At 33.3% G+C, this 17093-nt stretch carries 15 protein-coding genes and 1 pseudogene; 2 read left to right on the top strand and 14 right to left on the bottom strand.

Annotation, left to right across the window (positions count from 1 at the left end; all coding sequences use genetic code 11):
- Positions 1 to 85: 85 nt before the first annotated feature.
- The 10 genes from AAHM80_RS05305 to AAHM80_RS05350 form a co-directional block, all read right to left on the bottom strand.
- Entirely contained in the window at positions 86 to 532 is a 447-nt protein-coding gene (locus tag AAHM80_RS05305) for a HEPN domain-containing protein (protein WP_342259503.1), read from the bottom strand.
- The gene (locus tag AAHM80_RS05310) at positions 526 to 1689 is read right to left on the bottom strand and encodes an IS110 family transposase (protein ID WP_342259504.1); all 1164 of its coding nucleotides are present in this window, start codon (positions 1687 to 1689) and stop codon (positions 526 to 528) included. The genes AAHM80_RS05305 and AAHM80_RS05310 overlap by 7 nt, the downstream gene beginning before the upstream one ends.
- A gap of 143 nt (positions 1690 to 1832) precedes the next feature.
- Complete coding sequence (gene ltrA / locus AAHM80_RS05315; protein ID WP_342260439.1) at positions 1833 to 3122, bottom strand: group II intron reverse transcriptase/maturase; 1290 nt, start codon at positions 3120 to 3122, stop codon at positions 1833 to 1835.
- A gap of 62 nt (positions 3123 to 3184) precedes the next feature.
- The gene (gene tnpA / locus AAHM80_RS05320; protein WP_342259383.1) at positions 3185 to 3616 is read right to left on the bottom strand and encodes an IS200/IS605 family transposase; all 432 of its coding nucleotides are present in this window, start codon (positions 3614 to 3616) and stop codon (positions 3185 to 3187) included.
- Positions 3617 to 3732: 116 nt separating this feature from the next.
- A complete protein-coding gene (locus tag AAHM80_RS05325; RefSeq protein ID WP_342259505.1) occupies positions 3733 to 3912 on the bottom strand; it encodes a reverse transcriptase N-terminal domain-containing protein in 180 nt (59 codons plus the stop codon).
- A gap of 581 nt (positions 3913 to 4493) precedes the next feature.
- Positions 4494 to 4718, bottom strand: a complete 225-nt coding sequence (locus tag AAHM80_RS05330) for an IS110 family transposase (protein WP_342259506.1) — start codon at positions 4716 to 4718, stop codon at positions 4494 to 4496.
- Between the two features lie 316 nt (positions 4719 to 5034).
- On the bottom strand, positions 5035 to 5460 hold the full coding sequence (locus AAHM80_RS05335; RefSeq protein WP_342259507.1) for a nucleotidyltransferase domain-containing protein: 426 nt from the start codon (positions 5458 to 5460) through the stop codon (positions 5035 to 5037).
- A gap of 136 nt (positions 5461 to 5596) precedes the next feature.
- Complete coding sequence (gene holA, locus AAHM80_RS05340; RefSeq protein WP_342259508.1) at positions 5597 to 6574, bottom strand: DNA polymerase III subunit delta; 978 nt, start codon at positions 6572 to 6574, stop codon at positions 5597 to 5599.
- Between the two features lie 135 nt (positions 6575 to 6709).
- Positions 6710 to 7213, bottom strand: a complete 504-nt coding sequence (locus AAHM80_RS05345) for a hypothetical protein (protein ID WP_342259509.1) — start codon at positions 7211 to 7213, stop codon at positions 6710 to 6712.
- A gap of 16 nt (positions 7214 to 7229) precedes the next feature.
- Positions 7230 to 9356: an Rne/Rng family ribonuclease gene (locus AAHM80_RS05350; protein ID WP_342259510.1), complete on the bottom strand. Its 2127-nt coding sequence runs from the start codon at positions 9354 to 9356 to the stop codon at positions 7230 to 7232.
- A 580-nt stretch (positions 9357 to 9936) separates the two neighbouring features.
- On the opposite strand from AAHM80_RS05350, the gene AAHM80_RS05355 reads away from it, so the two are divergent.
- Positions 9937 to 11079, top strand: a complete 1143-nt coding sequence (locus AAHM80_RS05355) for an MFS transporter (RefSeq protein ID WP_342259511.1) — start codon at positions 9937 to 9939, stop codon at positions 11077 to 11079.
- A gap of 527 nt (positions 11080 to 11606) precedes the next feature.
- Positions 11607 to 12263 (top strand): annotated as a pseudogene (locus tag AAHM80_RS05360) (TlyA family RNA methyltransferase); the annotation flags it as partial.
- A gap of 46 nt (positions 12264 to 12309) precedes the next feature.
- Here the strand turns inward: AAHM80_RS05360 and AAHM80_RS05365 are convergent.
- From AAHM80_RS05365 to murD, 4 genes are all read right to left on the bottom strand, one after another.
- On the bottom strand, positions 12310 to 13056 hold the full coding sequence (locus tag AAHM80_RS05365) for a hypothetical protein (RefSeq protein ID WP_342259512.1): 747 nt from the start codon (positions 13054 to 13056) through the stop codon (positions 12310 to 12312).
- Between the two features lie 91 nt (positions 13057 to 13147).
- Positions 13148 to 14371: an undecaprenyldiphospho-muramoylpentapeptide beta-N-acetylglucosaminyltransferase gene (murG, locus tag AAHM80_RS05370; protein ID WP_342259513.1), complete on the bottom strand. Its 1224-nt coding sequence runs from the start codon at positions 14369 to 14371 to the stop codon at positions 13148 to 13150.
- A complete protein-coding gene (gene ftsW, locus AAHM80_RS05375; protein ID WP_342259514.1) occupies positions 14368 to 15516 on the bottom strand; it encodes a putative lipid II flippase FtsW in 1149 nt (382 codons plus the stop codon). The genes murG and ftsW overlap by 4 nt, the downstream gene beginning before the upstream one ends.
- Positions 15503 to 17053 carry a UDP-N-acetylmuramoyl-L-alanine--D-glutamate ligase gene (gene murD / locus AAHM80_RS05380; RefSeq protein ID WP_342259515.1) on the bottom strand — a complete coding sequence of 517 codons (1551 nt, stop codon included), beginning with the start codon at positions 17051 to 17053 and terminating at the stop codon, positions 15503 to 15505. The genes ftsW and murD overlap by 14 nt, the downstream gene beginning before the upstream one ends.
- Between the last annotated feature and the right edge of the window lie 40 nt (positions 17054 to 17093).

The raw sequence follows: 17093 nt of genomic DNA on the forward strand, positions 1-17093 counted from the left end.
AACCTGATAATTCAATGATCTTTAGTCTTTAAAGACTCTCCTGTTCTTAATTACTTTGTTTTTATTATAGTAAGATTAAGCCAAATCACAGTACTTCTTTTCCATTAATCCTTTCCAAGCAAATTTTTTCCGTCACTGTTTTTAATTTTTTAACTCTATCAATAAGGTAAAGTAGCTGTTCTTTAGTTATTTTATAATCTTTGTTATAGCGAGCTTCAATATAAGCCTGTTCAAGTAATCTAAAACATTGCCTTTGTTCAATGCTGGAATGAGGAAATATTTGCCATAGTTCTTCATTGTAATTTCCAGCTATGCTACCTAATTTTCGTATATCGTGCAGTTTCGGTTTATAACCGGAAAAAACTAACAGGATAGCATTATAAAAACTTTCGGTAGTTTGATGAAGGTAAAAAGCTGATAAAGCATAATCTTTTCTTTCTAATGGATATTTACAATCAATAAAAAAACCTTTGCCTCTTGCAAACCAGTATTCATAATCCTCTTTAGCTATTTGTCTTCTTTCTCTTAACAAACTTGTGGTAAAGGCTCTATTCTGGTCACCTCAAAACCCAATTTTGCAGCCTGCTTTTGAAGATTTATCACCATCGTTTCCTGGTATTGTTTTTCATAAGCTTCAATTCCCTGTTCTACATAGTCTTGACCATATTTTAACAAGCGATAAAACATACATGCCAGTTTTCTTGCTGTAGCAGTAATAGCTTTTGGAGCATTAGCTCTACTTTTTATTCTTCTGTAAAATCCTGCTAGTGCTGATTTACCTTTACCTAGGTTAAGTGTTGCCATCCTAAATGCCATACTTGCTTTATTTTGTACCTTCTTTGTTCTGGTATCAAATACTTTACCACCAGTAATTTTATTAGTAGGGCTAAAGCCAAGCCAGGATACGAAATGTTTCTCTGTTTGCCACTTACTCATGTCTAATCCCACTTCCGATATTATTGTTTGTATGCTTAATTCGCTAAGTCCTGGAATTTGGCTACAGTCTACTCCCACTGTGTTATATAATGATTGTTGCAAATCAAACTTGGGAGCATTTTTACTCTTGTGTTGCCTTTTACCATTTGGCAAATCACCGTCACTACGTTTATCAAATTTTTTGTAACATTCCTCTATGACGGAGTCACACTCACTAACTTGTTTTAGATAAAATTCGTAACCTTCTAGTTCTTGCTTTAACACCATCAGATGTTCTTTGCGATAATCTCCTTCCAGTGCTTTGATTATAGTTTTCTCGTTACTTTTTATACGAGAATCTCTAAATGTTGCTAATTTGTTTGCATCCCTCTCACCAGCTATAATTGCTTTTATTATGTTCATTCCTGTTACACCTGTTATATCACTAATCACATGATGTAATTGGATATTCATTTCATTAAGCGCTTTCTGCATACGGCGTACATGTGTTGCAGCATTTTTTATTAATCTATCTCTTTGTCTGGTAAAAGCTCTTAGTTCACATATTTGGTCTTCAGGACGAAATGAAGCATTTAATAATCCAAAATTATGTAATCGCTGTAACCACTGACAGTCCTTAATATCTGTCTTATGTCCTGGTACATTTTTTACATGTCTTGCATTAACTAACATAACTTCAAAGCCACTGGTCTCTAAAATTTGGAATAGAGGAATGCCTGGTAGCCAGATGGTGTTACCACCATCCAGCCCCATAAGAACCGTGCGTAAATGTTTCCATTTACACGGCTCAGATTGTTATAAAGCCACTACTTGCGTGACCCGACCTTTTGTTCTCCATAAGGTATGAATATCAACTTTCATACCAATAACTACCACTTTTGGTCATTGGAGATTTACTAATTCTCCATTGCACCTTTCAATCGTTCATTTAGGTATTCTCTATAAATTGGATTGTAAGGTGTTACCTCAGCTCTTATTTTGACATGTCGTCTTATAGGAGTATCAGCTGCTTTTATTAAGTTAAGATATGATTTATTTCCATCTTTGTCTTGTATTTTAGCAGAAAATACCCAATTTCGCAGTTTATCTTTATGAAAGTATTTATCCTTAATCCACCTGACTCCTTTCTTAGGATGTCGCCTTTTACACCAACGCCATAACGCCCAAAAGATTGCATTATCTACATAATTAAAGATTCTCTTCGAACACACATGTCGGTAGTAATTTGCCCAACCTCGAACTTTTGGGTTCAATTGTCGAATTAAATCTTCCATTTTAGTAGTTGCGTTAATTTTGATGATTCTTCGTATGTCAGCAAGAAATCTTTTAATACTACTCTTTGCAGGCTTAATGATAAGCTTGCTCTTATACTTACGTATATTCATACCTAGAAAATCAAAACCTTCATTGATATGGGTGACTCGTGTTTTCTCTTGAGAAAGAGACAATCCCCTTTCTCTTAAAAATGATTCTACAGCCGGTCTTACCTTGTCTTCCAACACTTCTTTAGTTGCTCCTGTGATAATAAAATCATCTGCGTAAATGCAACTATGAACTTTATATTTACGACTAGATGCTGCCTTTTTAACGGTTGCCTCTAATCCACTAAGTGTAACATTCAAAATTGTTGGTGAACATAATGACCCCTGAGGAGTCCCTTTTTCTGTAGGATTCCATCTACCCTTATCAATGTAGCCAGCATCAAGCCATTTCCTTAGCATTTCTTTATCCATGGTTACATTGTCCTGTATCCATGATTTCGAAATGGAATTAAAACAGTCTTTTATATCCGCCTCTAAAATGTATTGTGCTGCATCTTTTCGACCAAGTAAAATAAAACATTGTCCGATTGCATCAGCTGTTGATCTTAGAGGTCTAAAACCATAAGCATTTTTATCCACTAACATTTCTGCTACAGGTTCAAGTGCCAGTAAGTGTAATGCTTGCTGACCTCTGCACCTCATAACAGGAATAGAGAGTGAGCGAAATTTACCTATTTGCTTCTTAGGAATATAAACTCGCTTTAATGGTTTGGCCTTATAGCCTCGCCGTTTAAGCGATAATGCCGCTTGCATTTTCTTTCTTGGTGTATTCCAAACAACACCATCCACTCCAGGTGTCTTACCACCTTGATTTTGAATAACTCTTTTAACTGCAAGTAATTTTGCAGAAAATGAGTGAGTCAGAACGCCCTCGCAAAGCGAGGGGCTTGACGGTTATGAGCAGCCCAAAGGGCTGCCATTGTTAATTAAAATTCTCCTGATTCGTCAGAGCCTAAACTATCAAGTTGCTCTTGATTCTTAATGTAGTGTTTGATCTGATTCTCTTCAAATCCTACAGTTGAGACCGCATAACCTCTAGCCCACAACTTTTCTCCATTAAAATTACGTTTTCGTCCACCAAACTGCCTAGCAACGGCTATAGCACTTTTCCCCTTGATATAGCCTATTACTTCAGCTACAGAATATTTAGGAGGAATCTTGATGAGCATATGCACATGATCTTGTACCATATGCCCCTCTATGATCTTTCTCCCACGTTGAAAAGCTAACTCATGGAATACGTTCCCAAGATATTTTCTAACCTTCCCGTACAATTCTTTTTTACGACACTTTGGAATAAACACAATATGATATTTGCAATCCCATTTAGAATGATTTAAACTTTCGTATGTTGTCATATATTTTCTCCTTTGACCGTCAAGCCAAAGAAGTTATATATGATAACTTTTTATTTTATACTAAATCTAAAGGCCAAGCCTTGATGGTCTCACTAGTCAAACTAGTGGCTTACCTATCATTGAGTTAGAATCCATTGCAAAGCTTTAACTTTGTTATGTTTCCCTTCCCGAAATGCCTTTGCGATTCTAAATTGCAGCCTACGTACCTGTACCTTAATGGTTGACCAATTAATAATCTCCCAATTTGGCATCGAAGCTAAGGTAGCACCAGCTGATGGGGTTGCCATCGCCGTCATTTGCTTTTCCTCATACTGTTGGTTCTACAATATTCTTCACAATTAACAACCAGTTAGACGTTTGCTCACTTTCGTGCTTGGTAACGTTTAAACCAATATCCACCCCATTACAGAATAGCCTTCGCTTCTTCTAACTTCCCAAACTCACACCTCCTTAGGTCAATTTTACAATTGACTGTCCTAATTTCTAGGAGAGATATGAGGTTTCCACGTTTCCCCATGAGAGCAATGCTGGGTTAGATGCCCGTTATCGTCCGGAAAGCTTTAATATTGACCACGAATGAGAATACTGGAGTCATCATTCCTACTTTCATTGCCATTTTGGCTCAGGTGTTTCAGCCATTACACCTGTTAGGCGTCACGAACTTTAACACGGGTTTACATCTGTTCATCATACCAGCTATCTAGTGCTATCCCGATTTTGGCTATCAGGAAAATACATCTCTCACGATTTGTATTTAGCACCATTGATGCTTTGCTACATTGTCAGGGCTGCTCTTTATTCAAGCCCTTAGATTCACTTGGTGGTACAAGTGGTCTTCTCCCTTGCGGTGAAGACAGCTCTCATTGACGACCTCGTGTCACAGCCAATAGACTCCTGTTGATTCCATAGCGATTGTTTTAATACCACACTGTTTTAACCAAGTTGCCATTTCTTTTAGATCACTTGTAAAAGCTGCAAATTTTCTAATGTTCTTTTCATCCCTGTCAGCTGGTACGCAAACGTAATGTTCTCTAGAACCAACATCGATACCTGCTGCGTCAGGATTAATTACAGCCAATTTTTGCTCTTTATTATTTGTCATAAAATTACTACTCCATTAAATTAGACCGAGCTAATTTAAAGTTGGAGTGTTTAGTGAAATTAATCTCTTAAACGAGGTCACTTATGTATTATAGAACACATAATGCCATCAATGATTTTACCACAACAGCTCCAAAACCATGCTTTCCAACGGACTTGCATTGCACCAGTGACAGTACCGGTTATATCTCTTTAACCAACTCGGCTGACTTAAACTTTAACACAGGATAACCGCAAACACCACCCCTTGTGGTTGATAGTTCACCGATAACAGTTTGTTTATGTTATTACATAATGCGAAGCATTTTGTTTGGTGCTTACCATGGTAAATTTTTAGCTTCTGCCAGCTGAAATTCACCGCTATCATATAAAAGAATTCCTTCTTTTTTTATATCGGAAAAGAAATAATGCCCCTTCTCTAACTGACTATTTACCGTCTTAATTGATTCTAGCACCAAAGTTACCCATAACTCAAAAGGACTTCTTAATGATTTTTTTTCCAACCTTTTTTCTATTTTATCTTCTATGGATAAGCCTGCAAGACCGGCATGTTTGCCTTTCTTCATCACCAACATAAGATCGAGATCACTTTGATAACTATAAGTAATGTGTCCTTTTTTATATTCATCTTGTACCCAATCTCCCCTAGCATAAGAACCAAATAAAATAATCATCGCTATCTTATCTTTTCCAACTGCTAAAATTTCTTTTACAATCTCATCAAGCTTTTCTTGAATTATCATAGAACAGCTAGGTAAGGTAGTTTTCATATAGATTTATCGTTATATTTTGAGAATATATTGTATAATTTTACTTATTTTGTTGGCAATTTAACTAGAAGATTCCTTAAAAATTTGCTTTATGCATAATTATCTCCAATCAGTATGTTTTAACATAAACTTGTTGATATATATCAAAGCCAGCTGGATTTAGCTTGTAATCAATTTCTGCTTGCTCTAAATGTTTCAATGTTTTAATGCAATTTTCTAAGTTAACCTTATTTAGAGCTTGCTTAAAATTTGGCACATATTTATAGAAAATTGGTGGAGATACTGATTTTATAGCCATATCTATATTAACACCCATTGCTAATTTATTCAATACAGTGTATAGATTTAGATAATACCTGATTAATGCTCTGATAATTAGCACTTCATTAATATTTTGTTGTTTTAGTTTGGTGAATTCTTGTAAAAAATTATCAAGATTTCCTGAGGAAAAATAAACGCATAAATTATCCCCATTCCCTGTAAAATCATCACTAACTACAGCTAGTGCGTCATCCAAGGTGATTTGATCTTTATCAAATGTAAAATATATTAACTTATTGATTTCATTAATTAGTGTTTGATGGTCACCTTTTAAACGATCTGTTAAATAGTTAACAGTATCTTCACTTATAACCTTACCAACACTGTTACATTTTTGTAAAATTATCTTAGTAATTTTGTGTTCATCATCGTGATAGCAAGCTAGAGAAGCTAGATAAGTTTCAGTTTCAAAAAACTTACGTATACTAGAAGCAGTTGATAATTCATCAGCAATAAAAACTAAGAAATGCAATGACTCTTTACTGAGAGCCAGTTTTAAAGATTTATCTATAGACTCACCAACTGACCTTACTATAATCAATTGTTTTTGCATAAAGAAATTTTGGGTATTAACTAAAGTCTCGAGAGATCGATTTTTAATTTCAGAATATTCTATAGAGGTTTTTAGTAAGTCAAATTTCTTCACTAAAGTCTTACAAACTTTATCAATGTACCCTTTATCTGGGCCATAAAGCAACAGAGCCTTAATTTGTCCATTTTCTACCTTATCAAGTAGCTGAATGATTTGTGATAGGTAAAGCTTCATCTTTAATTCTATTTTGTTAAAACAAACTGATTCTTTTTGGTAATTTTGTCGTCAAAATTTGCTTCCATTCCTCACGTACATTAAGTACGTTGCGGTACTCAGCTACATTTCTCCTAAAAATTCCTCAAAAATTATTCAGTTCGTAGGCACTCTCTTAAAATATAAAATTAATCTTGCTAGGATATCATCTGCTCCTTGTTTTGTAAGGTCTTTCAATGCTACTTCTTCATCTATATAGCTATGATATGGTAAAGCAGCTGTACTATAAGAGGTTATATGACTAAATGTTCCTGTTGTCACTTCTCTATTAGTAACAATATCAACTAACCTATATTGAACAGTTTGACTGATTGCTTCTCTTAACACATCAGAATTCTTTTGAAGAATAAGTGGTAAACGTTTGTTGGTAAATTTTACCTTTAATAAATACTTTGTTGTGGCTGTTGTAGACCTTGGTAAAATACTCGATAAATAGTAACAAAATTCTGCACCTTCAATAGATGCTATTGGTTCAATTTCAATGCTACTTAATTGGCTTAATTCCTGCGTGCTATATTTATTACTATATACAGGTTTTAAACTACAAGAGGTAAATAAAAATAAGTAAGCAAGAGCTAATAATAAATTTAAACGTACCATATTATATTTACCATTTTTAACTATTAGCTACCTCCTGAGATTGTCCACTATCATTGTTATTTACCTTACGTTTATTATAGTTACGTACTCTAGAGGGGCGAGAATAATTTGATTTTTTCTCAATATATTTACGGCTTGACTTATTGGTGTCAAGGTCATTATCTCCGTTATCCGATTCATTTACCACTACTGGCTTATTAGTTTCTTTAATAGAATCAATTACCTCTTTATCAATTTTTTCTATATCCTTATTTGATTCACTACTAGTTTCTAATTTATTAGGTATTTTCCATTTTTGCTTCTTCTTGTTAGGAACAGGAGTCTCTTTAATACTCTTTTCTTCTTGATAATTAGAGGACTGATTCTGAATTAATGGCTTATTACCAGTTTCTGTATGGCTAGATTTCTTCGGCAATTTTATTTTTTCAATTGAATAATTATCAGAAGTGGCAGAAGGATCAACGTGGAATTTTAACTTTAAATTATATTTGTCTTCAATTAGAGATATTTCTGAACGTTTATTATTCAGTAAATAGATAACTGAATGAATATTAGCAAAAATATTTACTAAATCAATATTTTCATTAAAAATTTCATTTTCTACTGTACGTAGAATCAACATAGCATTTGACTCATCTGCCCTAACAAGACCCTTACCGTTACAATATGAACAAATCGATGAATTTGATTCCAAAAATGAGGGGCTTAATCTTTGACGAGACATCTCAAGCAAACCAAATTGACTAATATGAGCAGTTTGAATTCTTGCACGATCTCTACTTAGAAATTCCTTAAAAGACCTCTCGACAATCCTACGATTTCTAGCCTCATACATATCGATAAAATCAATAACCACTAAGCCTGATAAATCTCTTAATTTAATTTGCCTAGCAATTTCTCTAGCAGCTTCTAAGTTAGTCTTTAATGCCGTTTCTTCAATATTTTTTTCAGAAGTTGCTTTTCCTGAATTAACATCAATTGAAATAAGTGCTTCTGTTGGATTTATCACTATATAACCACCAGAAGGTAAAGCAAAAACTGGTTGGTATAGTTTTGCTAGTTGTTCCTCAACAGCAAATTTTGTAAAAATTGGCACCTTATTTTTGTATTCTTTGAGCTTAACCAAATCAATAGGTAATATATCCTTCATGAATTTCACAGCATTTTGATAAGCCCCACTACCTTGTATTATCAACTCTTTAACAGTAGGATCACACATATCTCTTATGACTTTTTGAATTAGACCATCTTCTTCATGTATAAAACAGGGAGCTACAGATTTAAGAGTATTCTCCCTAATTTTATTCCATAATCTTGCTAAATAATCATAATCTCTTTTTATGTCTAAAGTAGTACAGCCAGCACCAGCTGTACGAATTATGATACTTGACCCACTACTGTTATTATTTGCAGTTATTTTACTGACTATATTCTTAAGCCTTTTTCGCTCATCAGCATTGGATATCTTCCGTGATACACCATTCTGCAATGGAGTATTAGCCATCAGAACGCAATACTTTCCCGCAAGAGATATAAAGGTTGTAAATGATGCACCTTTATTAGCTCTTTCCTCTTTTGTAACTTGAACAAGCATAACTTGTCCTTTTTTTATTACTTCTTGAATTTTGTATTGCTTTTGTTTATTGTCTTCCTCTCTATCACTTTTGTCTACACTTATTGTTTCAATATCATTATCTAAGACATCCAAATTAAATTGGACCTGAATTTTTTCGTCCACTAATCTTTCTATGGCATTTAAATCAATTTCTTCACTATCTATTATCGGATTATAATCCCTCTTTGTTTCAGATTCTACAAAATCATCTTGGGTAATATCTAAAAGAGAAATTTCTTGTAATTTATTTATAGAAGTCAAAGATTTAAGATCAGATACTGGTACATTATAATAATATGGATGAATTTCATTGAAAGGCAAGAATCCGCTTTTGTCCGGACCATAATCTATAAAGGCAGCCTGCAACGCTGGTTCAACTCTTATAACTTTTGCAAGATATATATTACCTTTGATTTGTTGTTTTATGGCTGTTTCATATTCAATATCCTCGATATTGTTACTATGATTCAGTAAAACCACCCTTGTTTCATTAGGGAAGTTAGCATCAACTATAATTTTTTTACTCATTAATTTTTTACTCGTAAATTTCTAGGTATACTCTTCTGCTCCTACGAATTGTTTTTTGAAAATATCATGGTTTGCATGCGTAACTATACTAATATGTACGTCTAGCATACTCACCATTCATTTTCGAATCCAATTCTTCAAATCATTTGAGTATATATCTCTAAGCTCTGTAAATTTAGCAATATTAGAGAATATTATAACAAATTTAAAACTTAATATTAAGTTTTAATGAGAAAACATTTAACAAGTACATTAACCTAACAAATAACTAAAAAACTCTACTTAACCTAAATTCGATATAACATTACTATGCCATTGATCATTCCTAGCTAAAAGCGGAAATCCATGATACCTAACAGTTATTCAGGCTGTTTGGCTTCTACAGTGAAGCGGGGATGACATCGAGAACTATTATACCTACTTGGTTATATAATATTTTATTAATGGTCAAAATAACAAATTAATTAGACAAATCATAATGAGTGATATAATGTACTTTTGGTTATATAAAAACCTCTGAAACGCCTCTCAACTAACAAAATTTATATACGATGTAATCTAGTTTAGCAAACAATTATTTATGACCCAAAATAATCATTTCAAAACAGTTTTGCTATTGTTTCTTAGCGTATTTCTTTTTGCATGTATCACTTACATCAATGCAATTATAATGCCAAGTTTTCTGCTAAGTAAAGGCTTATCTGGAGAGGAACTAAACCATATCGAATCAATCGAAATGTTAGGTTATATAATAGCTGGTTTATTCTTAACCCCATTAATTAACAAAATCAGTGATAACAAAACTACCATTATTAGTTTAGTTATACTTATAATAGGTATATTAAACATAATTATGATGCAGGACTACACACTCCTTAGAATCAATTTTATTGTAATGGCCTCTGCATACTACACTTATATAACCATAACTATCATAAAAATTATAGAATCTACCAATAATTACAAATATTTCTCTCTTATCATTTTTTCTTTGTTATGGATAGCTGGGTATTTTGCAGTTAATTCACTAACCGACTTTTTCGTATCAGGCATAAACGGGTTATTATTATGCGTATTACTTTATAGTTTCATTATTATAACTTGCTTACAAAGAGAGAGTGTTAATAAAAATACAACTTTAGTTTCTAGGTTTTCATTCTTAATAGAAAATATAGAATTACAGATACTAACAGGCTTTATGGTATCTTACATTACTTTCGATATATTGTGGTATTATGAAGAATTTGCATTGGAAAAACATCTTCCTGTATCAAAGATAGAATCTATTACACATTCTACACTTATAAGCATATTTTTCTTGATATCACCTGTTATTCTATTATTAAAAATAATCAATAAATATCTTGCTAACTTAATATTGATAATTATCCTTTTAGTCAGCTTTATTCTTTTACCGAATTATGGGGTAACTTTAATAGGTAATATCTATCTCCTTTCTACAATTGGCGTATGTTTATGTGCTATTTTTATTTGTAACATATTAATATTATCCAATAAATTTGAGACACAAGATTTTAGAACCGCACTTGTAATATATTTAACTATGTGTGCTATTGGTGCGTATTCTGGAGCTTTATCTTCATATATATCTTATGGTCTTTCTGATGAACAAGGTTTTTTATTTTCTACATTTAGCGTTGTTGGAACTTTTGTACTTTATTATTCTTGGTATTTTTTTAAACGGAAATTGTACAGGTGGTAGGGGTATAATCTAAACAGTTTCCCAAGACTAAATTGCTACTCGGAGTACCAGTGTCAAGTACTGGAGCGTACAACTAGTCACACTACTGGACAAAAGAGATGGCGTGGTTGCAAGAGCTAGTAAATAGAGTATTTTATAAAATGTTTATTTATAGCATATGCAATGGCAATAAAAATAGGAGCAATTGGAGAGCAAGAGCAACCGATAAAAATGAAGAAAACGCTAGGATGTAGGAGTTATTCTGTACTACAGTTAGGTATAAGATCAATTAAACAAGCTTATAGTCGTTCTAAGCAATTTTTTGATTCCTTAATCATAAAATTGTTTAAGTTACACTTTGTACAACCAACCTAACCTTTTTGTCCAGTAGTGTGACAACTAGTACATGAGGAGCGGAGATATTTGGTCGCGAGAACGCCAATTCTTGCAGTTCACCGAGTATACTAGTATCCACACGGGTAAAGCCTGTACGGGGATGACATCAAACCTATTACATCGAACTCAGGTTTAAGTTGCTATGAAGATTTATGAAAAAAATAAGACTTGACCAGCATTTGGTAGAATGCCAATTAGTTGATGATATTAACGTAGCACGAAGCTTAATAATACAAGGCAAAGTATATGTTAATCAGCAGCAAAATACTAAACCAGGTACTGGCATATCAACTGATACTCGTGATATTATTATAAAACGCCCGATACATGATTATGTATCACGAGGGGCGTTAAAGTTAATTGCTGCTCTAGACCATTTCAATATTGACCCACAAGGGCTAGTCTGTCTAGATATAGGCTCTAGTACTGGTGGATTTACTGAGGTGTTGCTCCGTAGGAATGCTGAAAAGATTTTTGCAGTAGATGTAGGATATGGTGAACTACATCATAAGCTACGTAATAATCCTAGAATTTCAGTAATTGAAAGAACTAATGCCCGGTATTTAACAATTGAGCAAATTAGTTTACCACCAGACCTGATCGTTTGCGATGCTAGTTTCATTAGCCTTACCACCATATTACCCACTGCATTTAGCTTGGCAAAAGATAATTGTAGTTTAGTTGCTCTAATTAAGCCCCAATTTGAAGTGGCAAAGAACGAGGTAGGGGATGGTGGCATTGTTAGAAACCAACTCTTACACCAAAGAGTATGTGATAAAATTCAACAATGGCTAGAATTAAACTATAATTAACCCGAGTTGCCAATTCTTGAAGTTCACCGAGTATAATCTGTATTTATATTGCACGAGGCGGTAACTGAAATTTCTCTTGTTCATTAACAATAGTACTATTCACTCTATTATTAGTGTCGTTTTTACCAACTTCCCCATTAGGATCATTTACCTTTATATCATCATAATCTTCACTAAGAAATTTTCTTTTCATTTCTGATTTATTGAGCACACTCTTAGTTTTATTAGTTTCTAGCTTTTTAATTGTTTTATGACTATCTGTTTCTATTGGTAACATATCAGCACTTTGTGTTTTAACATTTTTCCCCGCAGGACAACTATACTTTTCTAAATCTTTTTTAGTTTCATGCAGCATAGCTTTAATTTGCTCTAGCTCTTTGTGCAACTTACTGTTTTCCTCATCACTATTTCGCTTTTTTACCCTATCACTTGCTAAGTTCAATGAAGGATAATCTTTATCTTGATTTAACTTCTGCCTTCTTTTGCGATCTGCATCCTGTTTTACCATCTTAAGATACATCTGACGATTTCTTAAAGTTGGATTAATTGTTTCCGTATCAGCTTCACTAAGTAAATCTTCCTCATCGTCATCAAAATTTTCTTCCGTGACGTTCCTTTTTGCCATTGATATATACTTCTTATTATAAAGAGGCGGTCGCTTACCACCTTCAAAACCTTTTGTATCTATAATTTTATTATTAGCAGATTTTTTAAAATATCCTCTAAAACCATCAGTACAACCTGAAAGTAGGAACAATCCCAAAACTGTAATAATAGTTTTCCTTAACATAAAGCAATCCGATAATTTTTTAATAAGCCATAATTAATGACACAGAATTATTAAAGTTGCAAGAAGCAATTCCCTCAACTGAATTAAAAAGTCAGCTTATTATTTCTTCTACTGCATCAGCTAAAACCTTACTACCATCATTCTTCCTTTTTAATAACTCAATAGATGTTTTTTTTAGTATATCACGATTTTTTACCAGCACTAAGATTTTATCGGCTAATTTTTCTGCTGTGATTGTACTTTGTTCAAAACACCACCCTGCCCCACTATCTTCTAGAGCCTTGGCATTATAGAATTGATGGTTTTCGCTAGCTGAAGGTAGTGGAATAAAAATCGCCGGCAATCCTACATAACAAAGCTCAGAAATAGTCGATGCCCCAGCTCTTGATATTACTAATTCTTGACTCGCATATTGCTGTTCCATATCATAAAAAAAATCTGCTAATTTATATGGAATTTTCAACTGAGCATAAATTTTCGCAATATTATCATGATCTTCTAAGGAAGCTTGTTGGGTAATATGCAATTTAATATCAGGATTTGATTGCACTAATATCTGAATAGCTTCAGGTATTAAAGTAGAAAAAACCTTTGCTCCTTGGCTTCCTCCAAAAATAAATATTCGGAAAGTATCATTATTAAAATTTTCCCTAACTTTCAGGTTTTTAACATTTTCCCGTACTATATTTCCTATAACCAATTTCTTATTCTTATCAAGAATATTATAATTTTTAGTTTCATCATATGTAAGAGCAACTTTCCTAGCATATTTTAAGAAAAATCTATTAGCTTTACCAATAAAGCAATTTTGTTCATAAACTATGATAGGAATACGTAAAAATACTGCAGCGAGCAATGGAGGAAAAGTCGGATAGCCACCAAACCCAATTATAGCATATGGTTTAATCTTCACTAATAGTAATAACATCTTAAAAGTTACAAATAACAAAGAAATCAATAACTTAAACCTATTAATTAACCCTTTAGGTGCTAATCTAAAATTTATTATATGTGGTATAAGCTTTAAATCTTCAGTTAAATATTTTTGGCATCTAACATCGGTGATAAGGTGCAACTCATACCCACGCTGCATTAATTCTTCACCTAAAGCAATAGCGGGAAACAAATGACCAGCTGTACCACCCCCAGCAACAATTATATTAGACTTCTTGCATAATTCTACTTCTGCTGGTAATTTATTCGTCGCTCCGGTACTCGAATCCTCACGTACACTAGAGTACGCTGCGGTTCTGCGTTCCGTGGCTTCTTTAAATTCCTCAGCAGAAGCGAATTCTGCAAGAAGTCTATTCTTCATATGTCAATATCTTGAATTTTATACTTACTAAGAGAGGTTTTATGTTTGGTAAAACCAAGCAGCATCCCCGTAGCAATGGCTATAGCAAGAGTTGAAGAACCACCATAACTAATAAAGGGTAACGTCATACCTTTGGTTGGCAATAAATTCAAGGTTACACCAATATTAATAATTGCTTGTAACCCTATTTGGGAAATAATACCACTTGCTGCTAATTGAATAAATTTATCTTCTTCATTAATAAGTTTAAGTAAACTACGAATAACTATAAAAGCAAATATCCCTACAATGATTAAGCAAATAATTGCCCCAAATTCTTCACCAGCAACAGCAAAGATAAAATCAGTATGCGAATCCGGCAATACTTGTTTTACCGCCCCTTCACCAGGACCACGACCGTATAAACCTCCATGCTCAAACGCCCTGATTGACTTACCAACTTGGTAATTACTACTACTATCAGGATCCAAGAAACTATTAATCCTTTTTGTTACATGAGGAAGCCAAAAGTAAGCTGCTGTAACCCCAAATACCAACATAAAAGCAGCAAGTATAATCCAAAATATCGGCATACCAGCAATAAAAAGTTGAATACCAAAAACAGCAGTCACCATCACTAACATACCAAAATCTGGCTGGATAATTAATAATAAAGCAACGATACTATAAAGACTTATGCAAATAGAAAAACTTGGAAATTCATCTTCAAATTTCAGCGATAATATCCAGCCTGCCACCACTGCAAAAAATGGTTTTACAAATTCTGAAGGTTGTACAGAGAGACCTAGAATATTAATCCAACGAGTAGCCCCCTTAACCTCATAACCATAAAATCTAACTAAAATTAATAATAATATACTACCAATAAACCCTAGAATTGAGAATCTCTTTAACCATTTTCTTGAGAAAAAAGAAAAAAAAATGATTAGTAACAAAGCACTAGCAAGGTAGAATAATTGTCTAGATGCAAAATAATACTCATTAAGTCCAATTCTATTTGCTACTGCTGATCCTGATGTAGTAACCAACATTATACTAAACACAAATAGGATTACTAAAGCAATAATCATTTGCTGGTCAATACTACGCCACCACCATTTTATATAGTTGTTAGACAATTCATTATTATGATTATCTTTGATCATGGGTAGCAATAATATTATATAATTTAATAAATAATTCTCCGCGTTCTTCAAAATTTTTAAATTGATCGTAGGAAGCACAAGCTGGGGCTAGCAGAATATTCTTTATACCCCCTATATCCTCCATTGCATCTCTAAAGGCAGAATTAAAAGCCTCTGTTAAATCTTGACAAATTTGGAAATCTACCTTGCCCTTAAGTGACGATGCAAAAAGCTCTTTATCTTGACCAAAAAGATAAGCCTTATGAATTTTATTAAACCATGGCTCTAAATTTGTTATTCCTCCTTCTTTTGCTATCCCCCCAGCTAACCAATATATATTATCAAGCGATGAGATGGATTTAGAAGCAGCAATACCATTGGTAGCCTTACTATCGTTATAAAAATTTATTCCTTGTATACTCTCCTGCTTTGAAGAATTGGTTTCGCAAAACTGCGGGGTATTCGCGTACTCACGTACTTCATGTACGCCTAGTCCGCTCACCCCTTGTTTATTGTCCCCATTCTCCAAATCATTTGAGTATATTGTACCAACATATTGCATTCTATGTGGTAACCCCTTAAATAGCCCGATAGCGGCAATTATTTGTTCTGGTCTTGCCCCTATAATTCGACAAGCTGCATAGCTAGCGGCAATATTTTCTTGATTATGTATACCTTGTAGATAGTTATTATTATGGAAATTAATAGTAATAGGTTCAAAAATATTGTCATAAATAATATTATTACAAATTGATACTCCTTTATTAAGAATTTCATAAGTAGAGATTGGTACTACATTTGTTCTATTTTCCTTTTGTAATTCTAGAGAAATATTCTTGGTAATTTCATTATCAACACTAATTATAGCAAATGAATCTTTATCTATTCGATCAAAGATCTTTTTTTTAGCAGCAATATAGCCTTGCATATTATTATGTCGGTCTAAATGATCTTGCGTGATATTAAGAAGCACCACAATTTTGGCTTTAAAACTGTTTAATAAATCTAATTGGAATGAGGATAGCTCCAATACATATCCTTTACTATCTAACCTCATAGCCAAAACAGGAAAACCTATATTTCCTCCAACTTGATAATCAAAACCACAAGATTGTAAAATATGACCGGTTAAAGCAGTGGTAGTACTCTTACCATTAGTACCAGTTATGCCAATGAAATTAGCTGCCTCAGCCTCTCTTAACCTAACTTCCTCAAATAACAGATCTATATCTGAAGTTATCGGTATATTATAAGAATTAGCCATTGTAACAATGTCATGAGACAAAGGAATACCTGGACTCAGTAGAATCTTATCAAGATTTTGCCACTGCAGATCAGATAAGCTAACAAGACTATCACTCCCATAGATTTTGGTAAAAGCATCCCGACTACTCTTTGCTTGATCATAGCAAATTACTTTAGCTACTTTATTCAGTACTTCCCAAGCGGCTATACCAGTCTTACCCAAACCAACTATACCTATCTTCTTATGTTTTTGTGAAAGAAACGATGACATAATTTTTAGGCTTACCTTGTTACTTATGTTTACTATTTGCATTACTGAGCTGCATTTTGACTAAAAATTACTCAAATAATTT

The sequence above is a fragment of the Candidatus Tisiphia endosymbiont of Metellina segmentata genome (assembly GCF_964030715.1).
Taxonomy (GTDB): Bacteria; Pseudomonadota; Alphaproteobacteria; order Rickettsiales; family Rickettsiaceae; genus Tisiphia.

What these genes read in the sequence shown, in the direction of transcription:
- AAHM80_RS05310 (WP_342259504.1), bottom strand. Translation starts at nt 1,689, where the DNA reads ATGGGGCTGGATGGTGGTAACACCATCTGGCTACCAGGCATTCCTCTA.
- tnpA (WP_342259383.1), bottom strand. Translation starts at nt 3,616, where the DNA reads ATGACAACATACGAAAGTTTAAATCATTCTAAATGGGATTGCAAATAT.
- AAHM80_RS05325 (WP_342259505.1), bottom strand. Translation starts at nt 3,912, where the DNA reads ATGACGGCGATGGCAACCCCATCAGCTGGTGCTACCTTAGCTTCGATG.
- AAHM80_RS05330 (WP_342259506.1), bottom strand. Translation starts at nt 4,718, where the DNA reads ATGACAAATAATAAAGAGCAAAAATTGGCTGTAATTAATCCTGACGCA.
- AAHM80_RS05335 (WP_342259507.1), bottom strand. Translation starts at nt 5,460, where the DNA reads ATGATAATTCAAGAAAAGCTTGATGAGATTGTAAAAGAAATTTTAGCA.
- holA (WP_342259508.1), bottom strand. Translation starts at nt 6,574, where the DNA reads ATGAAGCTTTACCTATCACAAATCATTCAGCTACTTGATAAGGTAGAA.
- AAHM80_RS05345 (WP_342259509.1), bottom strand. Translation starts at nt 7,213, where the DNA reads ATGGTACGTTTAAATTTATTATTAGCTCTTGCTTACTTATTTTTATTT.
- AAHM80_RS05350 (WP_342259510.1), bottom strand. Translation starts at nt 9,356, where the DNA reads ATGAGTAAAAAAATTATAGTTGATGCTAACTTCCCTAATGAAACAAGG.
- AAHM80_RS05355 (WP_342259511.1), top strand. Translation starts at nt 9,937, where the DNA reads ATGACCCAAAATAATCATTTCAAAACAGTTTTGCTATTGTTTCTTAGC.
- AAHM80_RS05365 (WP_342259512.1), bottom strand. Translation starts at nt 13,056, where the DNA reads ATGTTAAGGAAAACTATTATTACAGTTTTGGGATTGTTCCTACTTTCA.
- murG (WP_342259513.1), bottom strand. Translation starts at nt 14,371, where the DNA reads ATGAAGAATAGACTTCTTGCAGAATTCGCTTCTGCTGAGGAATTTAAA.
- ftsW (WP_342259514.1), bottom strand. Translation starts at nt 15,516, where the DNA reads ATGATCAAAGATAATCATAATAATGAATTGTCTAACAACTATATAAAA.
- murD (WP_342259515.1), bottom strand. Translation starts at nt 17,053, where the DNA reads ATGCAAATAGTAAACATAAGTAACAAGGTAAGCCTAAAAATTATGTCA.